This is a genomic window from Bacteroidia bacterium, assembly GCA_025056095.1.
In the GTDB taxonomy this organism is placed as follows: domain Bacteria; phylum Bacteroidota; class Bacteroidia; order JANWVE01; family JANWVE01; genus JANWVE01.
On the sequence record JANWVW010000030.1, the window covers coordinates 1 to 20232 of the forward strand.

At 37.8% G+C, this 20232-nt stretch carries 19 protein-coding genes and 1 tRNA gene; 13 read left to right on the top strand and 7 right to left on the bottom strand.

The window, feature by feature from the left end; translation table 11 throughout:
- The first annotated feature begins 231 nt into the window (after positions 1-231).
- From NZ519_04115 to NZ519_04125, 3 genes are read left to right on the top strand one after another with little or no spacing between them, the layout of a single operon-like run.
- Positions 232-900: a hypothetical protein gene (locus NZ519_04115; protein MCS7027928.1), complete on the top strand. Its 669-nt coding sequence runs from the start codon at positions 232-234 to the stop codon at positions 898-900.
- Between the two features lie 22 nt (positions 901-922).
- The gene (locus NZ519_04120) at positions 923-1843 is read left to right on the top strand and encodes a PfkB family carbohydrate kinase (protein ID MCS7027929.1); all 921 of its coding nucleotides are present in this window, start codon (positions 923-925) and stop codon (positions 1841-1843) included.
- A gap of 38 nt (positions 1844-1881) precedes the next feature.
- A complete protein-coding gene (locus tag NZ519_04125; GenBank protein MCS7027930.1) occupies positions 1882-2745 on the top strand; it encodes a DMT family transporter in 864 nt (287 codons plus the stop codon).
- A gap of 28 nt (positions 2746-2773) precedes the next feature.
- On the opposite strand, the gene gldE is transcribed toward NZ519_04125, so the two are convergent.
- Together gldE and ssb are read right to left on the bottom strand one after the other, a co-directional pair.
- Positions 2774-4132 carry a gliding motility-associated protein GldE gene (gene gldE / locus NZ519_04130; GenBank protein MCS7027931.1) on the bottom strand — a complete coding sequence of 453 codons (1359 nt, stop codon included), beginning with the start codon at positions 4130-4132 and terminating at the stop codon, positions 2774-2776.
- A 24-nt stretch (positions 4133-4156) separates the two neighbouring features.
- Positions 4157-4600: a single-stranded DNA-binding protein gene (gene ssb, locus NZ519_04135; protein MCS7027932.1), complete on the bottom strand. Its 444-nt coding sequence runs from the start codon at positions 4598-4600 to the stop codon at positions 4157-4159.
- 152 nt (positions 4601-4752) lie between these two features.
- Here ssb and NZ519_04140 point away from each other — a divergent pair, with 152 nt between their 5' ends.
- Positions 4753-7179, top strand: coding sequence for a M1 family aminopeptidase (locus NZ519_04140; protein ID MCS7027933.1), 2427 nt, complete (start codon positions 4753-4755; stop codon positions 7177-7179).
- 91 nt (positions 7180-7270) lie between these two features.
- Positions 7271-7690, top strand: coding sequence for a nuclear transport factor 2 family protein (locus tag NZ519_04145; protein ID MCS7027934.1), 420 nt, complete (start codon positions 7271-7273; stop codon positions 7688-7690).
- Positions 7691-7710: 20 nt separating this feature from the next.
- On the opposite strand, the gene NZ519_04150 is transcribed toward NZ519_04145, so the two are convergent.
- Positions 7711-7863, bottom strand: a complete 153-nt coding sequence (locus NZ519_04150; GenBank protein MCS7027935.1) for a hypothetical protein — start codon at positions 7861-7863, stop codon at positions 7711-7713.
- A 26-nt stretch (positions 7864-7889) separates the two neighbouring features.
- Here NZ519_04150 and NZ519_04155 point away from each other — a divergent pair, with 26 nt between their 5' ends.
- The 7 genes from NZ519_04155 (at position 7890) to NZ519_04185 (ending at position 13973) form a co-directional block, all read left to right on the top strand.
- Positions 7890-8870, top strand: a complete 981-nt coding sequence (locus NZ519_04155) for a hypothetical protein (protein ID MCS7027936.1) — start codon at positions 7890-7892, stop codon at positions 8868-8870.
- Between the two features lie 41 nt (positions 8871-8911).
- Positions 8912-9079 (top strand): hypothetical protein, encoded by a 168-nt coding sequence (locus tag NZ519_04160; protein ID MCS7027937.1) that lies wholly within the window; start codon positions 8912-8914, stop codon positions 9077-9079.
- An 86-nt stretch (positions 9080-9165) separates the two neighbouring features.
- Entirely contained in the window at positions 9166-9402 is a 237-nt protein-coding gene (locus NZ519_04165) for a ferrous iron transport protein A (protein MCS7027938.1), read from the top strand.
- A 165-nt stretch (positions 9403-9567) separates the two neighbouring features.
- Positions 9568-9903, top strand: a complete 336-nt coding sequence (locus NZ519_04170; GenBank protein ID MCS7027939.1) for a hypothetical protein — start codon at positions 9568-9570, stop codon at positions 9901-9903.
- Positions 9904-10041: 138 nt separating this feature from the next.
- On the top strand, positions 10042-10326 hold the full coding sequence (locus NZ519_04175; GenBank protein MCS7027940.1) for a hypothetical protein: 285 nt from the start codon (positions 10042-10044) through the stop codon (positions 10324-10326).
- Positions 10327-10430: 104 nt separating this feature from the next.
- The gene (secDF, locus tag NZ519_04180; protein ID MCS7027941.1) at positions 10431-13463 is read left to right on the top strand and encodes a protein translocase subunit SecDF; all 3033 of its coding nucleotides are present in this window, start codon (positions 10431-10433) and stop codon (positions 13461-13463) included.
- 336 nt (positions 13464-13799) lie between these two features.
- A complete protein-coding gene (locus NZ519_04185; GenBank protein MCS7027942.1) occupies positions 13800-13973 on the top strand; it encodes a hypothetical protein in 174 nt (57 codons plus the stop codon).
- Positions 13974-14024: 51 nt separating this feature from the next.
- On the opposite strand, the gene NZ519_04190 is transcribed toward NZ519_04185, so the two are convergent.
- The 4 genes from NZ519_04190 to recG all read right to left on the bottom strand — a co-directional run bounded on the left by NZ519_04190 (position 14025) and on the right by recG (position 18996).
- Entirely contained in the window at positions 14025-16010 is a 1986-nt protein-coding gene (locus tag NZ519_04190) for a peptidylprolyl isomerase (GenBank protein MCS7027943.1), read from the bottom strand.
- Positions 16011-16147: 137 nt separating this feature from the next.
- Positions 16148-16220: transfer RNA gene (locus tag NZ519_04195), tRNA-Met, on the bottom strand.
- A 114-nt stretch (positions 16221-16334) separates the two neighbouring features.
- Positions 16335-16778 (bottom strand): hypothetical protein, encoded by a 444-nt coding sequence (locus NZ519_04200; GenBank protein MCS7027944.1) that lies wholly within the window; start codon positions 16776-16778, stop codon positions 16335-16337.
- An 85-nt stretch (positions 16779-16863) separates the two neighbouring features.
- The gene (gene recG / locus NZ519_04205; protein ID MCS7027945.1) at positions 16864-18996 is read right to left on the bottom strand and encodes an ATP-dependent DNA helicase RecG; all 2133 of its coding nucleotides are present in this window, start codon (positions 18994-18996) and stop codon (positions 16864-16866) included.
- Between the two features lie 94 nt (positions 18997-19090).
- Here recG and pdxA point away from each other — a divergent pair, with 94 nt between their 5' ends.
- Positions 19091-20143: a 4-hydroxythreonine-4-phosphate dehydrogenase PdxA gene (gene pdxA / locus NZ519_04210; GenBank protein ID MCS7027946.1), complete on the top strand. Its 1053-nt coding sequence runs from the start codon at positions 19091-19093 to the stop codon at positions 20141-20143.
- Positions 20144-20232 lie beyond the last annotated feature (89 nt).

Below are 20232 nucleotides of genomic sequence, written 5' to 3' on the forward strand. Positions count from 1 at the left end.
AAGTACCGAAGCGAAGCGCAGTGCGGAATGCCCCGACCCTTGCGTCAGCAAGGGGCACGCCCAAAAAATAAAAAGTTGAAATTTTTTTAGACCTAAACATTACATCACTGTTTCGTGGCGAGCTTCCATTTGTTTTTTGTTTTTTTTAATGCAGTTTAAACATAGGCAAATAAGCTAAAAAAACTTGTTGGATGGCAAACTCTTATAGGTTAATTTTTATACTTTTGTACAGTGGTACGTAAAACTATCAAATTTCTTTGGTTAATGGCATTTTGTTTTTTGTATGCTTTATCTTACGCCCAAAGCCGATACACAGATAGAATAATACTGAAAACAGAGCTTATTCACTTGATAACAGGTCAGGCTGGAATTTTGGTAGAAAAACATTTTAGCAAACGTAGCGCTGTGGAGTTTGGCGGGGGCTTTATTTTTTCAGATTATACCGATAGGTTTTTTTTACCTAATTTTATTGATGAAAGACAAATTTTACTTACAGAAGGATACGTACTACGAACTAACTATCGCCGTTACAAAGAAATTATTAAACAAAACACACAAGTTTCTCGCTATTTTCAGGTAGATTTTTTTGTTAAAGTAATTGACTACCAACCTTTGAAGAAGCAAAATTGTACTATATACAGCTTAAAAGATGTGGTAGGTTTGTCTGTCAATTGGGGTAAGCCCAGGATTACTTCGCGGTTTTGGGTTTATGACCTGTATGCAGGTATAGGAATACGCGTAAAGTACTATGCTTCGGATATTTGTGCGGATAATAGTGGCTATACAGTAGCTGAAGCACCGAAAGAATTGACACAAATATTTTCTTTTTTTCAGACTGGCGTCAAATTTGGGCGAATGTTAGAGAGTAAAAACTCAAAAAAGCTTGTATCAGGGCATTGAAAAATATGTACTTTTGCGCTGTATGAGTATTTTGGTAGTAGGTTCAGTAGCTTTTGATGCCATTGAGACACCTTTTGGAAAAACAGACAAGATTATTGGCGGAGCAGCTACTTATATTTCAATTGTAAGCAGTTATTTTTCTAAAGAAGTCTATTTAGTTAGTGTGGTAGGTGGAGATTTTCCTGCTTCTGCTATTGAGGACTTCAAAAAAAGAAATATCAACGTAGAAGGATTGGAAATCAAACCGAACGAAAAGTCTTTTTTTTGGTCAGGGCGATACCATGAAGATATGAACTCTCGGGATACTTTGATAACCGAACTGAATGTGTTAGCAAATTTTGAACCTAAAATTCTGCCTATACACCAACAAGCTGAATTTGTGATGTTGGGTAATCTTGCGCCAGATATTCAACGCAGCGTGTTACAAAAATTGCAAAAACGTCCCAAGTTAGTAGTAATGGATACTATGAACTTTTGGATGGAAACTGCACGCAGCAGTTTAATAGAAACGCTTAAATTAACGGATGTGCTTGTTATTAACGATGAAGAAGCCCGCCAATTGAGTAACCTTAAAAATCTTAAACATGCTGCCCAAGCTATTCTTGCTATGGGACCTAAAATTTTAGTTATCAAAAAAGGCGAACATGGCGCTATGCTTTTTGCTAAAACAGGAGAGTTTTTTAATAGCCCTGCCTTACTTCTAGACCGCGTTGTAGATCCCACAGGCGCAGGGGATTGTTTTGCCGCAGGTTTTATTAGCTATCTCTCTCAACAACAGTATATTTCATTTGAAGCCATGAAACATGCAGTTTTGTACGGTAGTGTAATGGCAAGTTTCTGTGTTGAGGAATTTGGACCAAATGGAATTATGCACTTAACTCATGACAAAATAAAAGAACGCTATTTTCAGCTACTTCAATCCATGAAAATAGCTAAACATTAGGTTTTATCAAAAATTTGCAAAAGTAGGTTGGCTTAAAAATGTGGAACAACAAGGGAATTATTTACATGCTCTTGGCTTCTTTTACTTTTGCCATAATGAATGTGTGCATTAAGTTTGTCAAGCATTTACCTGTTTCAGAGGTGATGGTGTTCAGAGCAGGAGTACAGTTGTTGTTATCCCTACCTATTATTTTTCAACAAAGGTTAGATGTGTTCGGTAATAACACTAAGCTGCTTGTGGCAAGAGGTGTAACAGGTACATTAGCTTTATTTTGCTACGTATATACTCTTCAAAATATGCCCTTAGCTTCTGCTATGACCTTGTACTACTTAGCGCCCATCATGACTGCAATTTTGGCAAAATACATTTATCAAGAGCAGTTCGCATCTGTGCAGTGGCTATTTTTCGCTTTATCTTTTGCAGGGATAATCATGGTCAAAGGGTTTGACATACGCATTTCTTTTTTTGACTTTTTTGTAGGAATAAGCGGCGCAGCTATTTCAGGATTAAGCTACAATTTTGTCAGACAACTTGGTAAAACCGAAAGACCTATTCTAACTGTGCTTTATTTTCCATTAGTAACTTTTCCTATTGCATTTTTGATTTGTTTAATGGGGTATTGGCAGGTACCTACTTGGATAGACCTATTTTGGCTAATTTCCACAGGTATCACTACTCAAATTGGACAAGTATTTTTAACTTTATCATACCAGCATGAGGAAGCTAATAAAGTAGTGATATTCAGCTATGTAGGTATTTTATACGCATCGGCATTTGGTTATTTTCTTTTTCATGAAACATATCCATTTTGGGCAGTAGTAGGAATGTGTATGGTGCTAGCAGGAGTTTTGATGAGTGCTATGACTAAAAGAAAAATACGTTTCAGTAGAAAGATTTTTTAGCGTAGTGATTCTATGGATTAAATAAAAATTAGGTTTCCTGAATAGGTGCGGTTTGCAATACAATCACTTTAATACGAACAATTCTACGTTTGCTTACGGCATCTACTATAAATTTGAGATTACTAAAAGTAAATTGATGATTTTTAGCGGGCATACGCCCATGTTGCTCTAAAATTAAACCGCCTAAGGTTTCGGTTTCACCTTTTATTTGATTAAAAATTTCAGGGTCAAGATTGAGAACTTTGCAAAAGTCTGTTAAGCTAGTTTTAGCATCAAATAAGTAAGTAGTATCGTTGACCTTTGTGTAAAAATTTTCTATTTCTTCTGCTTCATCATGAATTTCCCCAACAATCTCCTCAATCACATCTTCCATAGTTACCAGTCCTACGACTACTCCGTATTCATCTACTACAATAGCTAAATGGACATGTTTTTGCTTAAACTCATAAAAAAGATCATCAATTTTTTTGGTTTCAGGAATGAAGTAAGGTTCTCTAAGTAGGTTTTGCCAAGCAAAATTATCTTTTTCATTGATGAAAGGTAGAATATCCTTGACATACAATATACCTACAATATCTTCACGCCTATCTTTATCTCTGTACACAGGTATGCGAGAATAGCGATTTTCACGAATATTTTGTAAAACTTTGCTAAAAGGGGCGTCAATAGGTAGGGCTACTATATTTAGCCTTGGGGTCATTATTTGTCGGGCTACAATATTTCCAAAGTTAACAATTCCTTTAAGAATTTTTTTCTCCTCAATGGGCGTATCGTGGTCAGAAGTTAGTTCTATTGCGTTTATTAGTTCTTGTGTGTCTATTTCTTTCTGCTTTTGCTTGTCTTTAAGTTTTTCAAACCAGTTTGTCCCTGCTACTAGGGCATACACAAAAGGTTTGAATATTTTTTGCCCGTATTCCAAAATATAAACTGTGTTTTTAGCAAACTGTACATTCCTTTGAGAGGCATATACTTTAGGAGTTACTTCGGCTACAAAAATAATTACTAACGTAGTTGAAACTGTTTCTACAGCAAATAGTTCCCATTGGGAAAGGTTCAAGTAGCCTACTAAGTATTTTTCCGCTAGTACAGCGACCAAAATCACAATAATAATATTGATGAAGTTATTGAGAATAAGCAGTGTAGCAATCAGTTCTTTGGGTTTGCTGAGCAAACGGTATATTTTATTTTCTCGGCGACTTTTGCTACTCTTGAAGCTTTCTACCTGCTCATGAGTTAGAGAAAAAAAAGCAACTTCAGAACCTGATATCAAGGAAGAGAAAAAAAGTAAAAGCAAAATTGCTATTACCGTGATAGCATCCTCAAAGCCGAATGCTACAAAATCTAAAATAATATTTAAGAAGCACGATACTGGGTCCTCTGCGTCCAAAGCAGTGCAAATTTAAGAACTTTTTTAGAATGGCAAATCATCTTCTTGACTGTTCAATTCTTGCTGGGCTTCTATATGAGGAGGAGCATCAGCAACATTTTCCTCACTTTGTAGACTTTCAGCACTTCTTTGCTTAGAGCTGACCAAAGTCAGGGAATTTACTTTGATATCATAAGAAGTAAATTTGACATTCGGTATTTCAGGTCTTTCATATTGGCGAGAAACTATTCGTCCTTCTACGTAAACAATGTCCCCCTTCCTTACATACTTTTTAGCAATTTCACACAAATTTGGAATACCAATGACAATATTATGCCATTCAGTTTTTTCTACAAGATTGCCCAATCTGTCTTTGTAGACTTCATTGGTAGCTAATGAGAAAGTAACAATCTCACCATTTTCAAATACTCTGACTTCGGGATCTCTCCCCACTGTACCGAGAATAATTGCTTTATTTACGCCACGCATAGATTTGAAAATTTTTAATTAAAGTGCGTTCAAAACTAACCTTTTTGTTCAAGCTTTCCAAACTCCTGTGCCTAAAAAAGTAAAATTTATCTGAAAACAGTATTTTAAGTCAGCGTTTTGTTTTAACGCAAAAAGATTGTATCTTTACACAAATGAAAAAAGCACCTACCGTTTTCTTACTTTGGGTAAGTATTTGTTTTGCTTTTGCACAAGGTGAGTACATAGACTGTCAGTCTAAAAAGAAAGCTTTTCTTCAACTTACGTCAATGTTGAGAGAACAGAGTTCCATTTACAAACTCTCGGACACACTAGATGTCTTACAATATACCATCAGCCTAAATTTTGATAGCTTAGGTCTGCCCACAGTTGCTGCCAAAACTTTGCGAGGAAACACTGTTGTAAAACTTAAACCTAAAATCAATGGAATTAACAAAATTACACTTATGCTCTATAAGCTCACTATTGACTCTATCAAGGTAAATAACACAATAGCCCCTTATACTTATGATAACACACTCATCCGAATTTCTACGGCTGCACTTAGTACAAACGATACACTTAATGTGCAAGTGTTTTACAAAGGTAAACCTCAACAAGATCCTAAATTTGGCGGCTTTTACTTTCAAAATCCATACATTTACAACATAGGTGTAGGCTTTAAGGCTAATCCTCATAGCTTTGGGCGAGTATGGTTCCCTTGTATTGATGAATTTACAGATAGAGCTTATTTTGAATTTTTTATCACAACTATTCCTAATCATAAAGCCTTTTGCAATGGACTACTGCAAGGAGTAACCACTAACGCTAATGGCACTAAAACATGGCACTGGAAACTGCATCAAACTATACCTGCTTACTTAGCCGCAGTAGCTATAGCTGATTATGCTACTTTACATAGGACTTCTCACGGTATTCCTGTGCAATTTGCTGCAAGACCTTCGGACACTACTGCCGTTAAAAATATGTATGTCCGTTTAGATAGTGCAGTCAAATATGATATCCAACGCTGGGGACCTCACGTGTGGGATAAAATTGGATTTATTTGTGTACCTTTCTTAGGTGGAGCAATGGAGCATGCTACTTCTATTCACATGAGTAGCTATGCTATTGGTACCGCATACGAATTTTTATATGCTCATGAATTAGCGCATCATTGGTTTGGTGATTACGTAACCTGTCAAACAGAAGGGGATATGTGGCTCAATGAAGGATGGGCTGCTTACAACGAAGCTATGTTTATGGAAGTTGCTTACGACACTACAAAATACAAAGACTATGTACGTACTAACCACAGAGAAGTTTTGCAGCTTACCCATACCCCTTTGAAAGACTCAGGATATTATGCCCTATCAGGTGTACCCCATCATTTGACTTATGGCTCTACGGTTTATGAAAAAGGAGCAGATGTAGTACATACTCTTCGTTACTACATGGGCGATGATAAGTTTTTTCCTGCCGTAAAACACTACCTTGCTACGTATGGTTTTGGCAATGCTAATTCTACTCAACTTAGAGATGCGCTCTCTGCTCATAGTGGTATAGACCTAACTGACTTTTTCAATAACTGGGTGTTTAACCCAGGATTTCCACACTTTTCTATTGACTCAACTAAAATAATTGATAAAGGGGGAGGACTATACGACGCGATTGTCTATGTGCGCCAACGATTAAAAGGTGCGCCCAATTTGTTCAACATGAAAGTACCTATCTCTGCTTGTAAAGGACCTTCGCAGCACTATACACAAACTTTTGTTATAAACCAAGCTAAACAATCCGTAACTTTAACTAATATTCCTTTTGAACCTACTTGGTTTGCTATTGACCGATGGGAAAAAGTATCTGATGCCGTATCCGACTTTGAAGCTACCATTAACACTACGGGCAGTTTTGTAATGAAAGAAACAAATGTTACTCTAAATACTACCAATCTTGGTGATGGTACTGCACGTATTCGTATCACTCACGATTGGGTAGCGCCAGAAGGTAAAATTGCACACAATAACATTATACTCTCCGATTATCACTACTGGACGGTTTCAGGTCATTTTCCTACTAATTTCGTTACACATGGTACATTCAGATATGATGGCACTTTAACCTCAACAGGATATATAGACAACACTTTTATTGATGGCACAGAAGATAGCTTAGTAATGATGTACAGAAAGGATGCTACTCAACCCTGGCAAATGCTTAAAAGAGCTACTTTATTGCCAGGTACTAACAAGTTTGATAAGCGCGGTGCTATCAGGGTAGATACTCTTATACCTGGCGAATATGCTTTGGGCAAAAAAGTAGAACCTATTTCAAGTTATGTCAATTCCATAAATGTTTTTGTGGACCAAATGGAACTATACCCTAACCCTGCTTCGGAGGTTTGTACTGTCCGTTTGCCTGCCAATATATCCTTACAAAACGCCGAGCTTGAATGTACAAACATGCAAGGTAAAACAGTACTTAAACAAAGCATACATCAACATGAATTTCAAATTCTTACTAAGCACTTACCCAAAGGATTGTATCTTATCAAAGTTCAGAGTAGCGGTAATGTGTGTATTGGAAGGTTATTAGTCCAATGAGTCTACTTTTATGTAAATAAAACTTTAATTTTTTGTTATGATTTTTGCAAGGACTTTACATTACCCTTTGCGGTTATTATCTTTGTTCAGCATGCTACTGAATTGGTTTATAGGTTTGTATTTGTCCCAAGCCCAAGAATTAAGACCAAAAGACAAGGAAGCAATATTACAAGTATTAAATAAACAAGTAGAGGCTTGGAATAGGCAAGATATTGAAGGCTTTATGGAAGCTTATTGGAAGTCTGATTCTTTGAAATTTATTGGAAAGAATGGATTGACTAAGGGCTGGAAAGCTACATTAGAAAATTACAAAAAGAACTATCCTGACAAAGCAGCTATGGGAACACTAAAATTTGAAATTCTCAATATACAAGGAATAAGTTCGAATGCTGCTGTAGTTACAGGTAGGTGGATGCTTACAAGAAGCATAGGGAATTTACAAGGCATTTTTTCCCTTATTTTTAAGTACATTGACAAAAAATGGGTCATTGTCTATGACCATTCTAGTTAAAAATTGAATTTATGTTAAGTTTATGATTTGATTTTTTTGGGCGTGCCCCTTGCTGACGCAAGGGTCGGGGCATTCCGCACTACGCTATCGCTTCGGTGCTTCGCTAACGCTACGCACTGCCCTGACGGGCATGCTCCATGCCCCTCACGCAATTTAGTCTCACACTCCTTCAACCTATCCTTTTTCGTATCTTTGTAATATGACCTACATTGCCAACCCTATATTCGACGCCGTATTCAAATACATGATGGAAGATGAAGCCGTAGCTAAACGCTTCATCGGTATCCTCATCAACAAAAAAATAAAGAGCATCAAACTCAAACCCCAAGAAAAAACTTACCAAAAAGCCGATGCAGATGTAACCCGCTTGCTCATCCAAAGATTAGACTTTATCGCCGAAATTGTAGATGAACATAAAAAGAAAACCAAAGTTTTGATAGAAATTCAAAAGTCTAACCGAAGTTATCACGCAGACCTATTGCGTTTCAGGGGCTACCTTGCACAACAATACCAATCCGATGACTTACCTATCATTACGATATACATATTAGGTTTTGAGCTCAAAGATTTGCCTTTTGCTGCGGTACGCGCTCATCCTGTATGTCAGGACCTTTTTGGTGAAAAAAATGTAAATGCTTCTTCTGAATTTTTAGAAAAATTGACGCATCAGACGTATGTGATACAAGTGCCGAGGTTAAGACCTGTGTTGGGGACGCGGTTAGGGGAGTTGTTAGATTTGTTCAATCAGGAGTATCGGTTGAGTGATGTCAAGCCGGGTAATCGTACGTTGAATTTGCCGTATGTTCCGAAGGACAAGGATATTAGTTTAATTGTCAAGCGATTAGAGAGGGCGAATGCGGATGAGCAGTTGAGGGAGAAGCTCAATGATGAGGAGTTTGCGGAGATGGCGTACGAGGAGATGTTTGGGAAGTTAGATAAGAAGGTGTTGCGTTTAGAGAAGCGGCTCAAAAAGCGGGAGAAGGAATTAGAGCAAGAAAAGCAACGTGCAGAGCAAGAAAAACAACGCGCAGAACAAGAAAAGCAACGTGCGGAACAATTAGAGCAAGAAAAAATACGTACTGTTCAAAAGTTGTTGCAGAAAGGTTTTTCTGTTGAGGAGGTTATGGAGATTGCGGGTGTAGATGAGAAGTTTCTCAAAAAACATAATTTGTTGAGTTAAGTGGGATTGACATACAGAGAAACGGTTGTTTCAGAGATTCCTTGCGTGAGGCATGCGGAGGGTGGGCGTTAGCCCAGTGCGGAGCGAAGCGCAGCACCGAAGCGAAGCGTAGCCCGAAGCACGCCGACCTTGTGGGCAAAAGCCCACAAGGGCACGCCCAAAAAAATAAAATTCAATCTTTAGATAACTGCTTCTTTGTGCAGATGTAAGATAACAGCTTTTGTAAAGCCTTCTTGCTTGTTTGGGTTGGAAGCCTTATTTTTGTGTTTAAATTCTGTCTAAATAAAATTAAGCCATGTTGAAACTTGCAGAGTTAAAAGTAGGCGACAAAGGCTACATATCCCAAATTACTAATCTTCAGGTGCAATTTTATTTGTTAAATATGGGCTGCACGCCGCAAGCTAGTTTAGAAGTAGTGAATATTGCCCCATTAGGCGACCCTATTGCGATTAAAGTAGGCAATACGATTCTTTCCATTCGCAAGCGCGATGCTCAATACATTCAAATACAAAAACAAGATACAAAAAATTAATATGATTTGTGTGCCTGTTGAAATTACTGAATATCAATCAAATAACCTGTGTAGCAAAATATATGTTAACGTAAAACTTGGAATTTTATTGTGTGATTTTAAAAAAAAATTTGCACAGTTCAGAAAAGTGTTCTATTTTTGCGGTACTTAATCAAAACAACAACTATGAAAAAGCTAGCAATCTTCGCCCTTGTGGCTGGAATGTTCGCCTTCACTGCTTGCGGTGGTGGCAAAAAAGAAAAAGAAAGACAAGAGTCTATTCGCAAAGCTGAAAGCGCAGCTAAAGAAGCTAAAAGACAAGAATCCATAAAACAAGCTGAAGAGAAGAAAAGACAAGAAGAAGAAGCAAAACGCATTGCTGAGCTTACTGAAAAGTACAAAGAATCCGTTGTTAAAAAACAAATTGTTGTAAAAGACGGCAAAATCACTATGCGCAACAGTAAAGCTTTGAAAGAGCCTCAACCTCTACCTGCAGGCGTAACTCTTGAAGAGAAAAAGTAAGCAATATTAGATCTGACTAAAACCTCTTGCTGTGTGCAAGAGGTTTTTTAATTTATTCACACAGCCACTTATGCTGGCTAAAATGATAAAAACTTGACAAAGCTCAAAAAGAATTATAGTTTTGCAGTCCCTTTTGTTATGAATTACCGCGCAGTAATTTTTGTAGCTGTTTCCATCACGGCATACCTTACTCAAATTGTATGCAAGCGCGGTCGTATGTGGACTAAACTCTCCCATATCCAAGAAGAAACCTTTGCTCTGTTTAATTCCCTTATTGAAAAATTAGCTGATGGTTTAGAACGAAAAAGCATCATTTTCTTTGTACCTATTTGTCTTTTCTTTTGGTATGCAACAGAATATATAAACTTTTATTCTAACGAAGTGGAGTTAATCAAAATTGGGCAATTCCGAGCTGCGCCATAAAAACTTCATTTTTGCTTTGCGTTGGCTGCTTATCGGAATTTTATTAAAACCACTACATTCTTTTCTAAATTACTGATTATCAACCAAAAAATTCCATTTGTCTTATGAAAAACAAAAGTCTCATTTTAGTTTTCACTGCCTTATTGGCTTTAATCTGTATCTATCAGTTGTATTTTACATTTGCGTCTTATCAAGATGATAGGCGTATCAATGCGATGTCCAAAGCTAATCGCGAAAAGTATTTTGAAAATCCCAAGAACTATCAAAACTACCTAGACAACAAAAGCAAAGCGATTAACCTTGGACTGGACCTCCGCGGGGGCATGCACGTAGTTTTAGAAGTGCAAGTATCCGAGCTTATACGAAATTTAGCGAATAACCCCGCAGACCCGTTGCTTAATAAAGCGATTAACGAAGCAAAAGAACTCCAAAAAACTAAAAATGCTTCGTTTGTGAGCTTGATGGTTCAAAGCTACCTTAAAAACAACCCAAATGGTAGATTAGCTACTCTTTTTGCTAATGCTACTAACGGTTTAAGTTTAAGTTCGTCTAACGCTGAGGTAGAAAGCTACCTCAATCAACGAGTAGAAGAAGCAAATGAAAATGCTTTCAAGGTACTTCGCAAACGTATAGATAAATTTGGTTTGACACAACCGAATATCCAACGCATACCCAACACAGACCGTATTACGGTCGAATTGCCTGGCGTAACAGACACCCTTTCTATCAAGCGCGTGCGTCAACTTTTGCAAGGTTCGGCTAAGCTAGAATTTTGGACTACTTACGAATTTCAAGACATCATTTCATACTTGCAGCAAGCCAACGACCGAGCAAAAGAAATTTTACAAGAAAAACCTAAACCTGAACTCAAAACCAAAGAAGATAGTGCCAAGTACGAAGCTAAGCAAAAATTAGAGAAACAAATCCAAGAGTATCGCAGAAAAACCAGCGAAGAGCTAAAAAAAGACACTGTGCTAGCTAAAAATCCAACCTTAAAAGCCAAAGTAGACTCTGTGCGCAAACGCGATTCTTTGCTTGCTAAAGATGCCAATCAAAGTGAAGCAGAGTTCAAAAAGGAAAACCCACTTTTTGGACTGTTGAACTACTTTTTATTGGGAAGCCAAAACCGTTTAGGCAAAGGTCCTTTAGTAGGAGCTGCTTTTAGAGCAGATACGGGTAAAATAAATAAGATTCTCAAACACCCTTATGTAAAAACTGTTTTACCTGCGGATGTCAAATTTTTGTGGGCAGCCAAACCCATGACTAAAAAAGAAGCAGGTATAGATAAATTAGTCGGTGCTATTGAACTGATTGCTATTCGCACTAACAAAGAAAATAAAGCACCCTTAGAAGGCGATGTAGTAGTAGAAGCTTCCCAAGGATTTAATCAAGATAACAATGAAGCAGAAGTAAATATGACTATGAACGCCCGCGGCACACAAATATGGCGCAGACTAACAGGAGATAACGTAGGTAAATGTATTGCCATTGTGTTAGATGATGTAGTGTATTCTTACCCAAGAGTAAATTATGCAATTACAGGTGGGCGTTCCCAAATTACAGGCAATTTTACCGTAAATGAAGCCAAAGACCTTGCTAACGTATTAGTTTCAGGTAGAATGATGGCGCCTATCATTATTGCACAAGAGCAGGTTATAGGTCCATCATTAGGACAAAAAGCTGTTAGACAAGGACTATGGTCTATTATTGTTGCTACTATCTTAATCATGTTGGCGATGAGCTTTTACTACAACAAAGCGGGCAGGGTAGCTGATTTAATGTTAATTGCGAATATATTCTTTATCATAGGTGTATTGGCTTCTTTTGGACTAGCCCTCACTTTGCCCGGTATTGCAGGCTTAGTGCTTACCATAGGTATAGCCGTAGATGCAAATGTATTAGTGTATGAACGCATACGCGAAGAATTAGCTTTAGGTAAGCGATTAAAATTAGCTATTAGCGAAGGTTTCAAAAATGCACTTTCTTCTATTTTAGACGCTAACATTACCACTTTGCTCATAGGTATCATATTGTACCGTTTTGGTTCTGGACCTATTCAAGGTTTTGCTACTACTCTCATTATTGGTATTTTGTGTTCTCTTTTCACCGTAGTATTACTCACTCGTATCGTATTTGATTATTTAGCTGCTAAAAATGATGATAATGCGATTACTTTTGGTAACCGCTACACAATGAGTCTATTCAAAGGGCTTAATTTTGACTTTGTGGGCAAACGGAGATACTTCTTTATTGGTTCGTGGATTTTTATTTCGTTAGGAATTATCTCTATGGCAGTAAGAGGTTTGAGCTATGGTGTAGATTTCAAAGGAGGAAGAGAGTATTATGTACGATTCAACAAGCCCATTGAAACATCAGAAATTCGCAGCAAGCTTACCCAGCCTTTACAAAGTCCACCCGAAGTAAAAACCTACGGTAGTGCTAATCAAGTCCTTATCCGTACAAACTATAAAGTAGATAAACGAGATGAAAAAACTGCCCAAGAAGTAGAAAATTTAGTTATTAACTCATTGAGAAATAGTTTCCCAGGCAGCGAACCCACTATTCTCTCTTCTCAATTAGTAGGTCCTACAGTAGCTAAGGACATTACTTATAGTGCTTTCAAGTCTATTTTCTTGTCTTTGATAGTAGTATTTACCTATCTCTTTATTCGTTTCCGTAGATGGACATTTAGCACAGGTGCAGTAATAGCACTTGCCCATGATGTGTTGATGATATTCTCGGTTTTCTCTCTTTTGAATGGGATTGTACCTTTCTCATTAGAGCTAGACCAAGCCTTTATTGCGGCTGTGTTGACCATTATGGGCTACTCTATGAATGATACCGTAGTAGTGTTTGACCGTATTCGCGAAAAACTTCGTAAAAATCCTAACATAGAAGAGCGTACAAACATCAATCAAGCTATCAATGAAACGCTTAGTCGTACTTTAATGACCTCTATTTTAACCTTGATTGCGGTTATTGTGCTGTTCTTTGCAGGTGAAACGTTACGCGGGTTTAATTTTGCTTTGTTAATTGGTATTATTGTTGGTACGTATTCTTCTATTTTCATTGCTACTCCGATTGTATTAGATTTTGGTAAGAAAAAGCCCGCAGTAGAACCTGTAAAAGTTAAGTAGTATGTAAGTGGGATTTATTTGGTCCCTTGCTATTTAAGCAGGGGACTATTTTTTTGATATCCGAACAAAAACCTAAACTATGATACACATTAAACCTGATACACATTAAACCTGTTTTTTAGATCAAGGTTAAGTTTTAGTTTTTTGGGCGTGCCCTTGCCCGCGTTTCGCTAATGCTCATGCGGGCAAGGTCGGCGTGCTACGGGCTACGCTGACGCTTCGGTGCTGCGCTTCGCTCCGCACTGGGCTAACGCCCACCCTCCGCATGCCTCACGCAAAGGATCTCTGAAACAACCATTTCAGGGCACTTTATGCAAAGTTTTAGCTTGTAAATACTTGTACTTCAAACTTAAACAAGGTAAAGACATAACTGCACAGGTCATCTGCGTGAGGGGCATGGAGCATGCCGTTAGGCAGTACGAAGCGTTAGCGAAGTACCGAAGCGAAGCGCAGTGCGGAATGCCCCGACCCTTGCGTCAGCAAGGGGCACGCCCAAAAAATAAAAAATAAAAAAAGCGAACACAAAACACGTGCTCGCTTTTCAATAGATATTGTGGCTTTTTATTTATACAAAGTCTCTAATACTGCTCTGTTGATTTTTACAGGATAAGTTTTTTCTAATTCAGCTATCCATTCTTTTTCTAATTGCTCTTGATATCCTGTAACACACATAGGTCTGACTTCCTCAAAAACTTTGTTGCCAGGCGGATACTTTTTATGCGTATACACAATAATGAACTTTTTATCTTGTTCAGGCAGCAGGTGCGCTTGTCCTACTTCCTTGTCATAAACCATATCTACAAACTTGTTAATCCCCTTTGCGTAATAATCTTCCTCAATGGTAACATTTATCCCATCTTTATTCATTCGTTTTGCAATTGAGTCGCGAGGTAATTTTTTCTCTAATAGTTCTTGAACTTGTTTGCGTTTTTCTTCAGATGTGGTGGTATATATAGTAGCTTTGATACGTTCTTTATCTGTTTGAAAGTTAGGGTCGTTTTTATGGGCTTCATAGTATTTTCTCAATCCTACGGTGTCTTCGCTAGCGCGCTTCCAAACGCGGTTTTCTAGTTGTTGGAACAAAAGCAAACCATCTCTATATTCGTTCATTAAGTACTTAAATTCAGGATAGCGCTTTTCTATGTCTATTTGGTCATACTCTAATGCTTTTTCGCGAGAAAAATTGAGTATAGCACCGTACACAATTTCTTTGGGGTCCTTAACGCCACGTAGCTTAGTTTTGTCAGCATAATCCAAGAGTTGGTAAGCCGAGTATTTTTGCTTGCCAATTGTCATAATAGGGTAGTTGAGTTCGGTACATTTGAGACTTAGTCGCCATGAGCCATTAGAAATGAGAGTATCTAGCATTTGAATAGCTTTGTCTATTCCTTTCATATCTACGGAATAGTTGTTTTGTTTTTTTATTCGTTCGGCGTATACATTATACTTGTAGTAATCTGACCGTCCTCCTCTGTCGGTAAGTACATTTCTTTTAAGTTCAGGGCGAAGTTTTTGAAAAGGTACTTCGCCTTCGCGCGCTATTAGTTTGATAATATGCCAACCCACAGGAGTGCGTACAATTTCAGAATAATCCCCTACATTTTTAAGTGCAAAAGCGGCTTGGGCAAATTCAGGATATAATTTAGAAGCAGACACAAATTCGTTAATTACGCCGCCATTGTTTTTAGTAGTGTTATCTTCGGAATATGTACGAGCTACTTCCTCAAAACTTTTGCCTGCTTTTAGTTCTTGAAGTGCTTCATTTATTCGTGCTACGGCTTTGGTTGAGTCTTCGGGCTTCATTTTTCCTTTTGTACCTGCGGCTACTATATGAGCTACCTTAATTTTACCTCTATTTGGGCGCTTATCATAAACCTTCAAAATAAAGTAGCTATCTCTTGACCGCATGGGCATGGACACTTCTCCTACTGGAGTATTGTAAGCTACAGTTTCAAAAATATATGAAGGAACATCAAACACAGAAAAATATATCGTTTTGTCTAAATTGTAGTCGTTTTGAATCATAGAATGACGTTTTTGCATTTCTTCAAACGATTTGCCCATCTTGACAATAGAATCACGAATAGCCATCAGCTTTCTGTATGCCATAGCTGTATCTAAGGGGCTATTCGGATTAGTCATAGTAATGGCAATAAAGCCTGCACAAATTTCATACTTTGACCTTTGATAAGCTTCTTCTATAAGTTTATCTGTTACTTCTTTTTCTATCAAATGGGAAGGTGCAAGTTTAGCCCTATATCCTTCTAATTCTTTTTGAAACTGCGGATTTTTGTCCAAACCTGCTTTTTTGGCATCTGCCACTTTCATCCTAAATTTAATGTAAAGATTAAGATAATCTTCGTACTGTTTTACAGTTTGCTTTTTAGCCGAGTCCCAACCCCCATTACTTTTTTGGAACACGTACTCAAATTCCGATTTCGTAATTTTCTCTTTGCCAACTGTGGCTAAAACTGGATCTTTTTTCTTTTGTTGGGCAATAGCAGAGCAAGCAAAGCCAATAAAAAACAGGATATAGTACTTTCTCATAGCTTATTGACTGCAATGTTACAAATAAATTCAAATACAAGCATAAAAGTTGTGTTACTAAACTCAAACTGACCAAGCTTAAATAGTACAGACATAAAAAATAAAAAGGCTTCACTTTTTAGTGAAGCTTTTGCTTGTAGCGAGGGCAGGACTCGAACCTGCGACCTCTGGGTTATGAGCCCAGCGAGCTGCCGACTGCTCCACCTCGCAGTGTTTAAAAGGGACTGCAAAATTACACTACAAAATAAGACTTGTCAAGTGTTTTTTACTTTAAGGCAAACTTTTCAAAATATATTTTTGTTTTTGAGCAACTTACATAATCATCTAACCGTCCAAAACGCACAACTTCTTAAAAATTGAGTAGAAAAATGAACAAAGTACCACAATTGTATTAGGTCTGAAAATGATTTTATTTTTTTGGGCGTGCCCCTTGCTGACGCAAGGGTCGGGGCATTCCGCACTACGCTTCGCTTCGGTACTTCGCTGCGCTTCGTACTGCCTATCGGCATGCTCCATGCCCCTCACGCAATTGACCTTTGCAATCATGTCTTTACCTTGTTTAAGATTGAAGTACAACCACTTACAAGCTAAAACTTTGCATAACTTACAGAGAAATGAATTTTTCAGAGATCCTTTGCGTGAGGCATGCGAAGGGTGGGCGTTAGCCCAGTGCGTAGCGAAGCGTAGCACCGAAGCGTAAGCGTAGCCCGAAGCACGCCGACCTTGTGGGCATGAGCGCAAGCGAAACGCCCACAAGGACACGCCCAAAAAAAATTAAAAACTTAATCTAACTTTTTAATTATAAAAATTAAAATTTTATCACTTCTTATTTAGGCTCAAAAATTATGTGCTATTATCCCACTCTGCTCATTTCTGCTTTTTGAGAGGTTTGTCTGTGGTAGTTTTCTAAAATAACGGCGTGTTCAGGTAACCTTAGATGAGGGTCCTTCTCAACAATCTTAAAAGCTGCTTTTCGGGCTTCTTGTAAGATTTGACCATCTTGAGAAATATTAGCTATCTTAAAATCAGGTAAGCCACTTTGGCGAGTTCCAAATATTTCGCCAGGACCTCTCATTTCTAAATCTACATCCGATATTCTAAAGCCATCGTTGGTTTCTACCATGGTTTGTAAGCGCTTTTTACCATCTGCGGAAAGGTGATAATCTGTCATCAAAATACAATAAGATTGATACTCTCCTCTGCCTACACGCCCCCGCAATTGATGCAACTGCGCTAAACCAAATCGTTCCGCGTGCTCTATAACCATAATTGATGCATTAGGTACATCTACTCCTACCTCAATAACTGTAGTAGCCACTAATATTTGAAACACATTGAGTTTGAATTTAGTCATAACATCATCCTTCTCGGCAGGATGCATTTTGCCATGCAGCAGCCCTACTCTATATTCAGGAAATATGGACTGTATATGTGTATAACCTTCGGTTACTGCTTGTAAGTCCAGTTTTTCAGATTGTTCTACCAAAGGGTAAACAAAATAAGCTTGTCTGCCTTCCTTAATTTGCTGTCGGATGAATTCATAAATTTTTGGTCTGTCTTTTTCTGTACGTATTGCCGTTTTGACAGGTTTTCGGTCTTTGGGAAGTTCATCAATAATAGACACATCTAAGTCTCCGTACAAGGTCAAGGCTAAGCTTCGGGGAATGGGCGTGGCGGTCATTACTAACACATGCGGATATATCTCTGGGGGTTTGCCGTCAGAACTACTCTTTTGCCATAACCTTGCTCGCTGCATCACTCCAAATCGGTGCTGCTCATCAATAACGGCTAAACCTAACTTATAAAACTGTACATCATCCTCCAATAGAGCATGCGTACCGATTAAAATATGAATCATGTTAAGTTTGAGTGCTTGTAAGAGTTGCTCTCGTTGTTTCTTTTTAGTTGAACCTGTGAGCAAAGCGACGTTAATTCCTATCTTATGGGCATAGTTAGAAATGTTTTTGAAGTGTTGTTCTGCAAGAATTTCTGTGGGGGTCATCATAGCACACTGATAACCTGCATCTATTACATTAAGCATGGACAAAAAAGCAACCATAGTTTTACCACTTCCTACATCGCCTTGTACTAAACGATTCATCTGTATCCCTGAACTTAAATCTTTTTCAATTTCTTGTATTACTCGTTTTTGTGCCGAAGTAAGCTCAAAAGGTAAGTGCTTTGAGGTATACTCTAACAAAAGAGAGCTTTGAGCAGGAATCACAAATCCTTTGTGGGTTTGCTTGTTTATTCCCTGTCTGATAGCTAGTTGTAGTTGAAAGTAAAAAAATTCTTCAAATTTTAGGCGATATTTAGCTTGGTTAAGTTCTTCAAAAGTATTCGGAAAATGAATTTTATAAATGGCTTGATGTTTAGGCATTAAGTTTTTTTCTTGAATAAGACTTTGAGGTAAGGTTTCTGAAAAGGTATATTTTTGTTGGTATAATTGCAGTAAAAGTTGATAGGTCAAACGCCGTATGCCTCTGGGGTCTAAGCCCGCAGCACGAAGTTTTTCTGTACTTGGGTACACAGGTAGAATTTTGGGTATGTCAGCGGCTTCATTTCCGCTTAGTTTGTCTATATCAGGATGAGTAAAAGTTAAACGGCTACCGTATAAAGTGGGCTTACCAAAAGCAGCAATCTCTTCCCCTAAAGTAAAATATTTTTCTATCCACTTCAATCCCTGGAACCAAACTAACTCTGCTACTCCTGTACCATCATCTAAGTAAGTAACAAATCTTTTTTTTCTTCCATTATCAATCATTTCAGTATGCACTACTTTGCCAATTACTACCACAGTTTTGCCGTCTTCTTGAACATCTTTTATTTTGAGGTTGTTTGTCCTATCTACATAACGGCGTGGATAAAGTTCTATTAAATCTTGGTATGTATGAATGTTCAGTTCCTGTTTAAGTAACTTTGCTCTATTAGGTCCTACACCTTTGAGATACGTAATTTCAGTCTGTAATATATCTTTTTCACTCATTTTTTAAGCAAAAGTAGAGAAAAAAATAGAAATATGGGCATAATTTATGCATATTTGCTTATCATTGTAAAGCATAAAAAGTTACTTTTGCATTATGAGCAGGCGAATTGGTATCACGATAGGCGATATTAACGGCATTTCTGCAGAGATTATTATTAAGACTTTTTTAGATGGCTCTATGTTAGAATACTGTACTCCAGTTATCTATGGTTCTGTAAAAGTTCTCAATTATTACAGGCAGTACTTAAAAATAGAGAAATTTTTATTTCAGCCCATTCGACAAACTCAACCTAATCTTGCTCTAAAAAAAATTTATGTGTTAGATGTTGCGGATAATCTTGACCGAGTAGAGGTAGGCAAAATAAGTGCTAATGCAGGTAAATTAGCCGCAATGGCTTTGGATATGGCAGTAAGAGATATCCAAAACGGAATTATTGAGGCTATTGTAACTGCACCTATACAAAAAGAATCCATGCAGTTAGGTGGATTTCCATTTCCAGGACATACAGAATATTTTGCACACCACTTCAATAGTCCGAACACTATGCTTTTTATGATACATGAGTCTATTCGTGTAGGATTAGTTACGGGGCATGTACCTGTTCAGAATATAGTCAGTGCACTTTCAACTGATAAAGTATTAGCCAAAATACAAGTCATGCATCAGAGTTTGAAAGTGGACTTTAATATTCCTAAGCCTAAGATTGCTGTGTTAGGGCTTAATCCCCATGCGGGGGAGAATGGTACGATAGGAAACGAAGAGAACGAAATTATTTTACCTGCCATTAAAGCAGCTAAAAAAGAGAATATTCTGTGCATGGGTCCGTTTCCTGCTGATAGCTTTTTTGGTTCAGGTAATTACAAGAATTTTGATGGAATTTTAGCAATGTATCATGACCAGGGGTTAATACCTTTCAAAATTTTGGCTTTTGGGGAGGGGGTTAATTATTCAGCGGGCTTACCTATTGTGCGTACATCACCTGACCATGGTACAGCTTACGATATTGTGGGCAAAAATAAAGCTAATGAGCATTCATTTAGACAAGCTATATTTTTAGCTTTGGACATTCTCAAAAACAGAGAAGAATATGCTCAAAACCATGCTAATCCACTCAAAACACATAGCATTCATTCTGAAATTGAGTGAAGTATGTATTTTTTTATTTTTTTGGGCGTGCCCTTGTGGGCTTTTGCCCACAAGGTCGGCGTGCTACGGGCTACGCTAACGCTTCGGTG

What these genes read in the sequence shown, in the direction of transcription:
- NZ519_04120 (MCS7027929.1), top strand. Translation starts at nt 923, where the DNA reads ATGAGTATTTTGGTAGTAGGTTCAGTAGCTTTTGATGCCATTGAGACA.
- NZ519_04125 (MCS7027930.1), top strand. Translation starts at nt 1,882, where the DNA reads ATGTGGAACAACAAGGGAATTATTTACATGCTCTTGGCTTCTTTTACT.
- ssb (MCS7027932.1), bottom strand. Translation starts at nt 4,600, where the DNA reads ATGCGTGGCGTAAATAAAGCAATTATTCTCGGTACAGTGGGGAGAGAT.
- NZ519_04140 (MCS7027933.1), top strand. Translation starts at nt 4,753, where the DNA reads ATGAAAAAAGCACCTACCGTTTTCTTACTTTGGGTAAGTATTTGTTTT.
- NZ519_04145 (MCS7027934.1), top strand. Translation starts at nt 7,271, where the DNA reads ATGCTACTGAATTGGTTTATAGGTTTGTATTTGTCCCAAGCCCAAGAA.
- NZ519_04155 (MCS7027936.1), top strand. Translation starts at nt 7,890, where the DNA reads ATGACCTACATTGCCAACCCTATATTCGACGCCGTATTCAAATACATG.
- NZ519_04165 (MCS7027938.1), top strand. Translation starts at nt 9,166, where the DNA reads ATGTTGAAACTTGCAGAGTTAAAAGTAGGCGACAAAGGCTACATATCC.
- NZ519_04170 (MCS7027939.1), top strand. Translation starts at nt 9,568, where the DNA reads ATGAAAAAGCTAGCAATCTTCGCCCTTGTGGCTGGAATGTTCGCCTTC.
- NZ519_04175 (MCS7027940.1), top strand. Translation starts at nt 10,042, where the DNA reads ATGAATTACCGCGCAGTAATTTTTGTAGCTGTTTCCATCACGGCATAC.
- secDF (MCS7027941.1), top strand. Translation starts at nt 10,431, where the DNA reads ATGAAAAACAAAAGTCTCATTTTAGTTTTCACTGCCTTATTGGCTTTA.
- NZ519_04190 (MCS7027943.1), bottom strand. Translation starts at nt 16,010, where the DNA reads ATGAGAAAGTACTATATCCTGTTTTTTATTGGCTTTGCTTGCTCTGCT.
- recG (MCS7027945.1), bottom strand. Translation starts at nt 18,996, where the DNA reads ATGAGTGAAAAAGATATATTACAGACTGAAATTACGTATCTCAAAGGT.
- pdxA (MCS7027946.1), top strand. Translation starts at nt 19,091, where the DNA reads ATGAGCAGGCGAATTGGTATCACGATAGGCGATATTAACGGCATTTCT.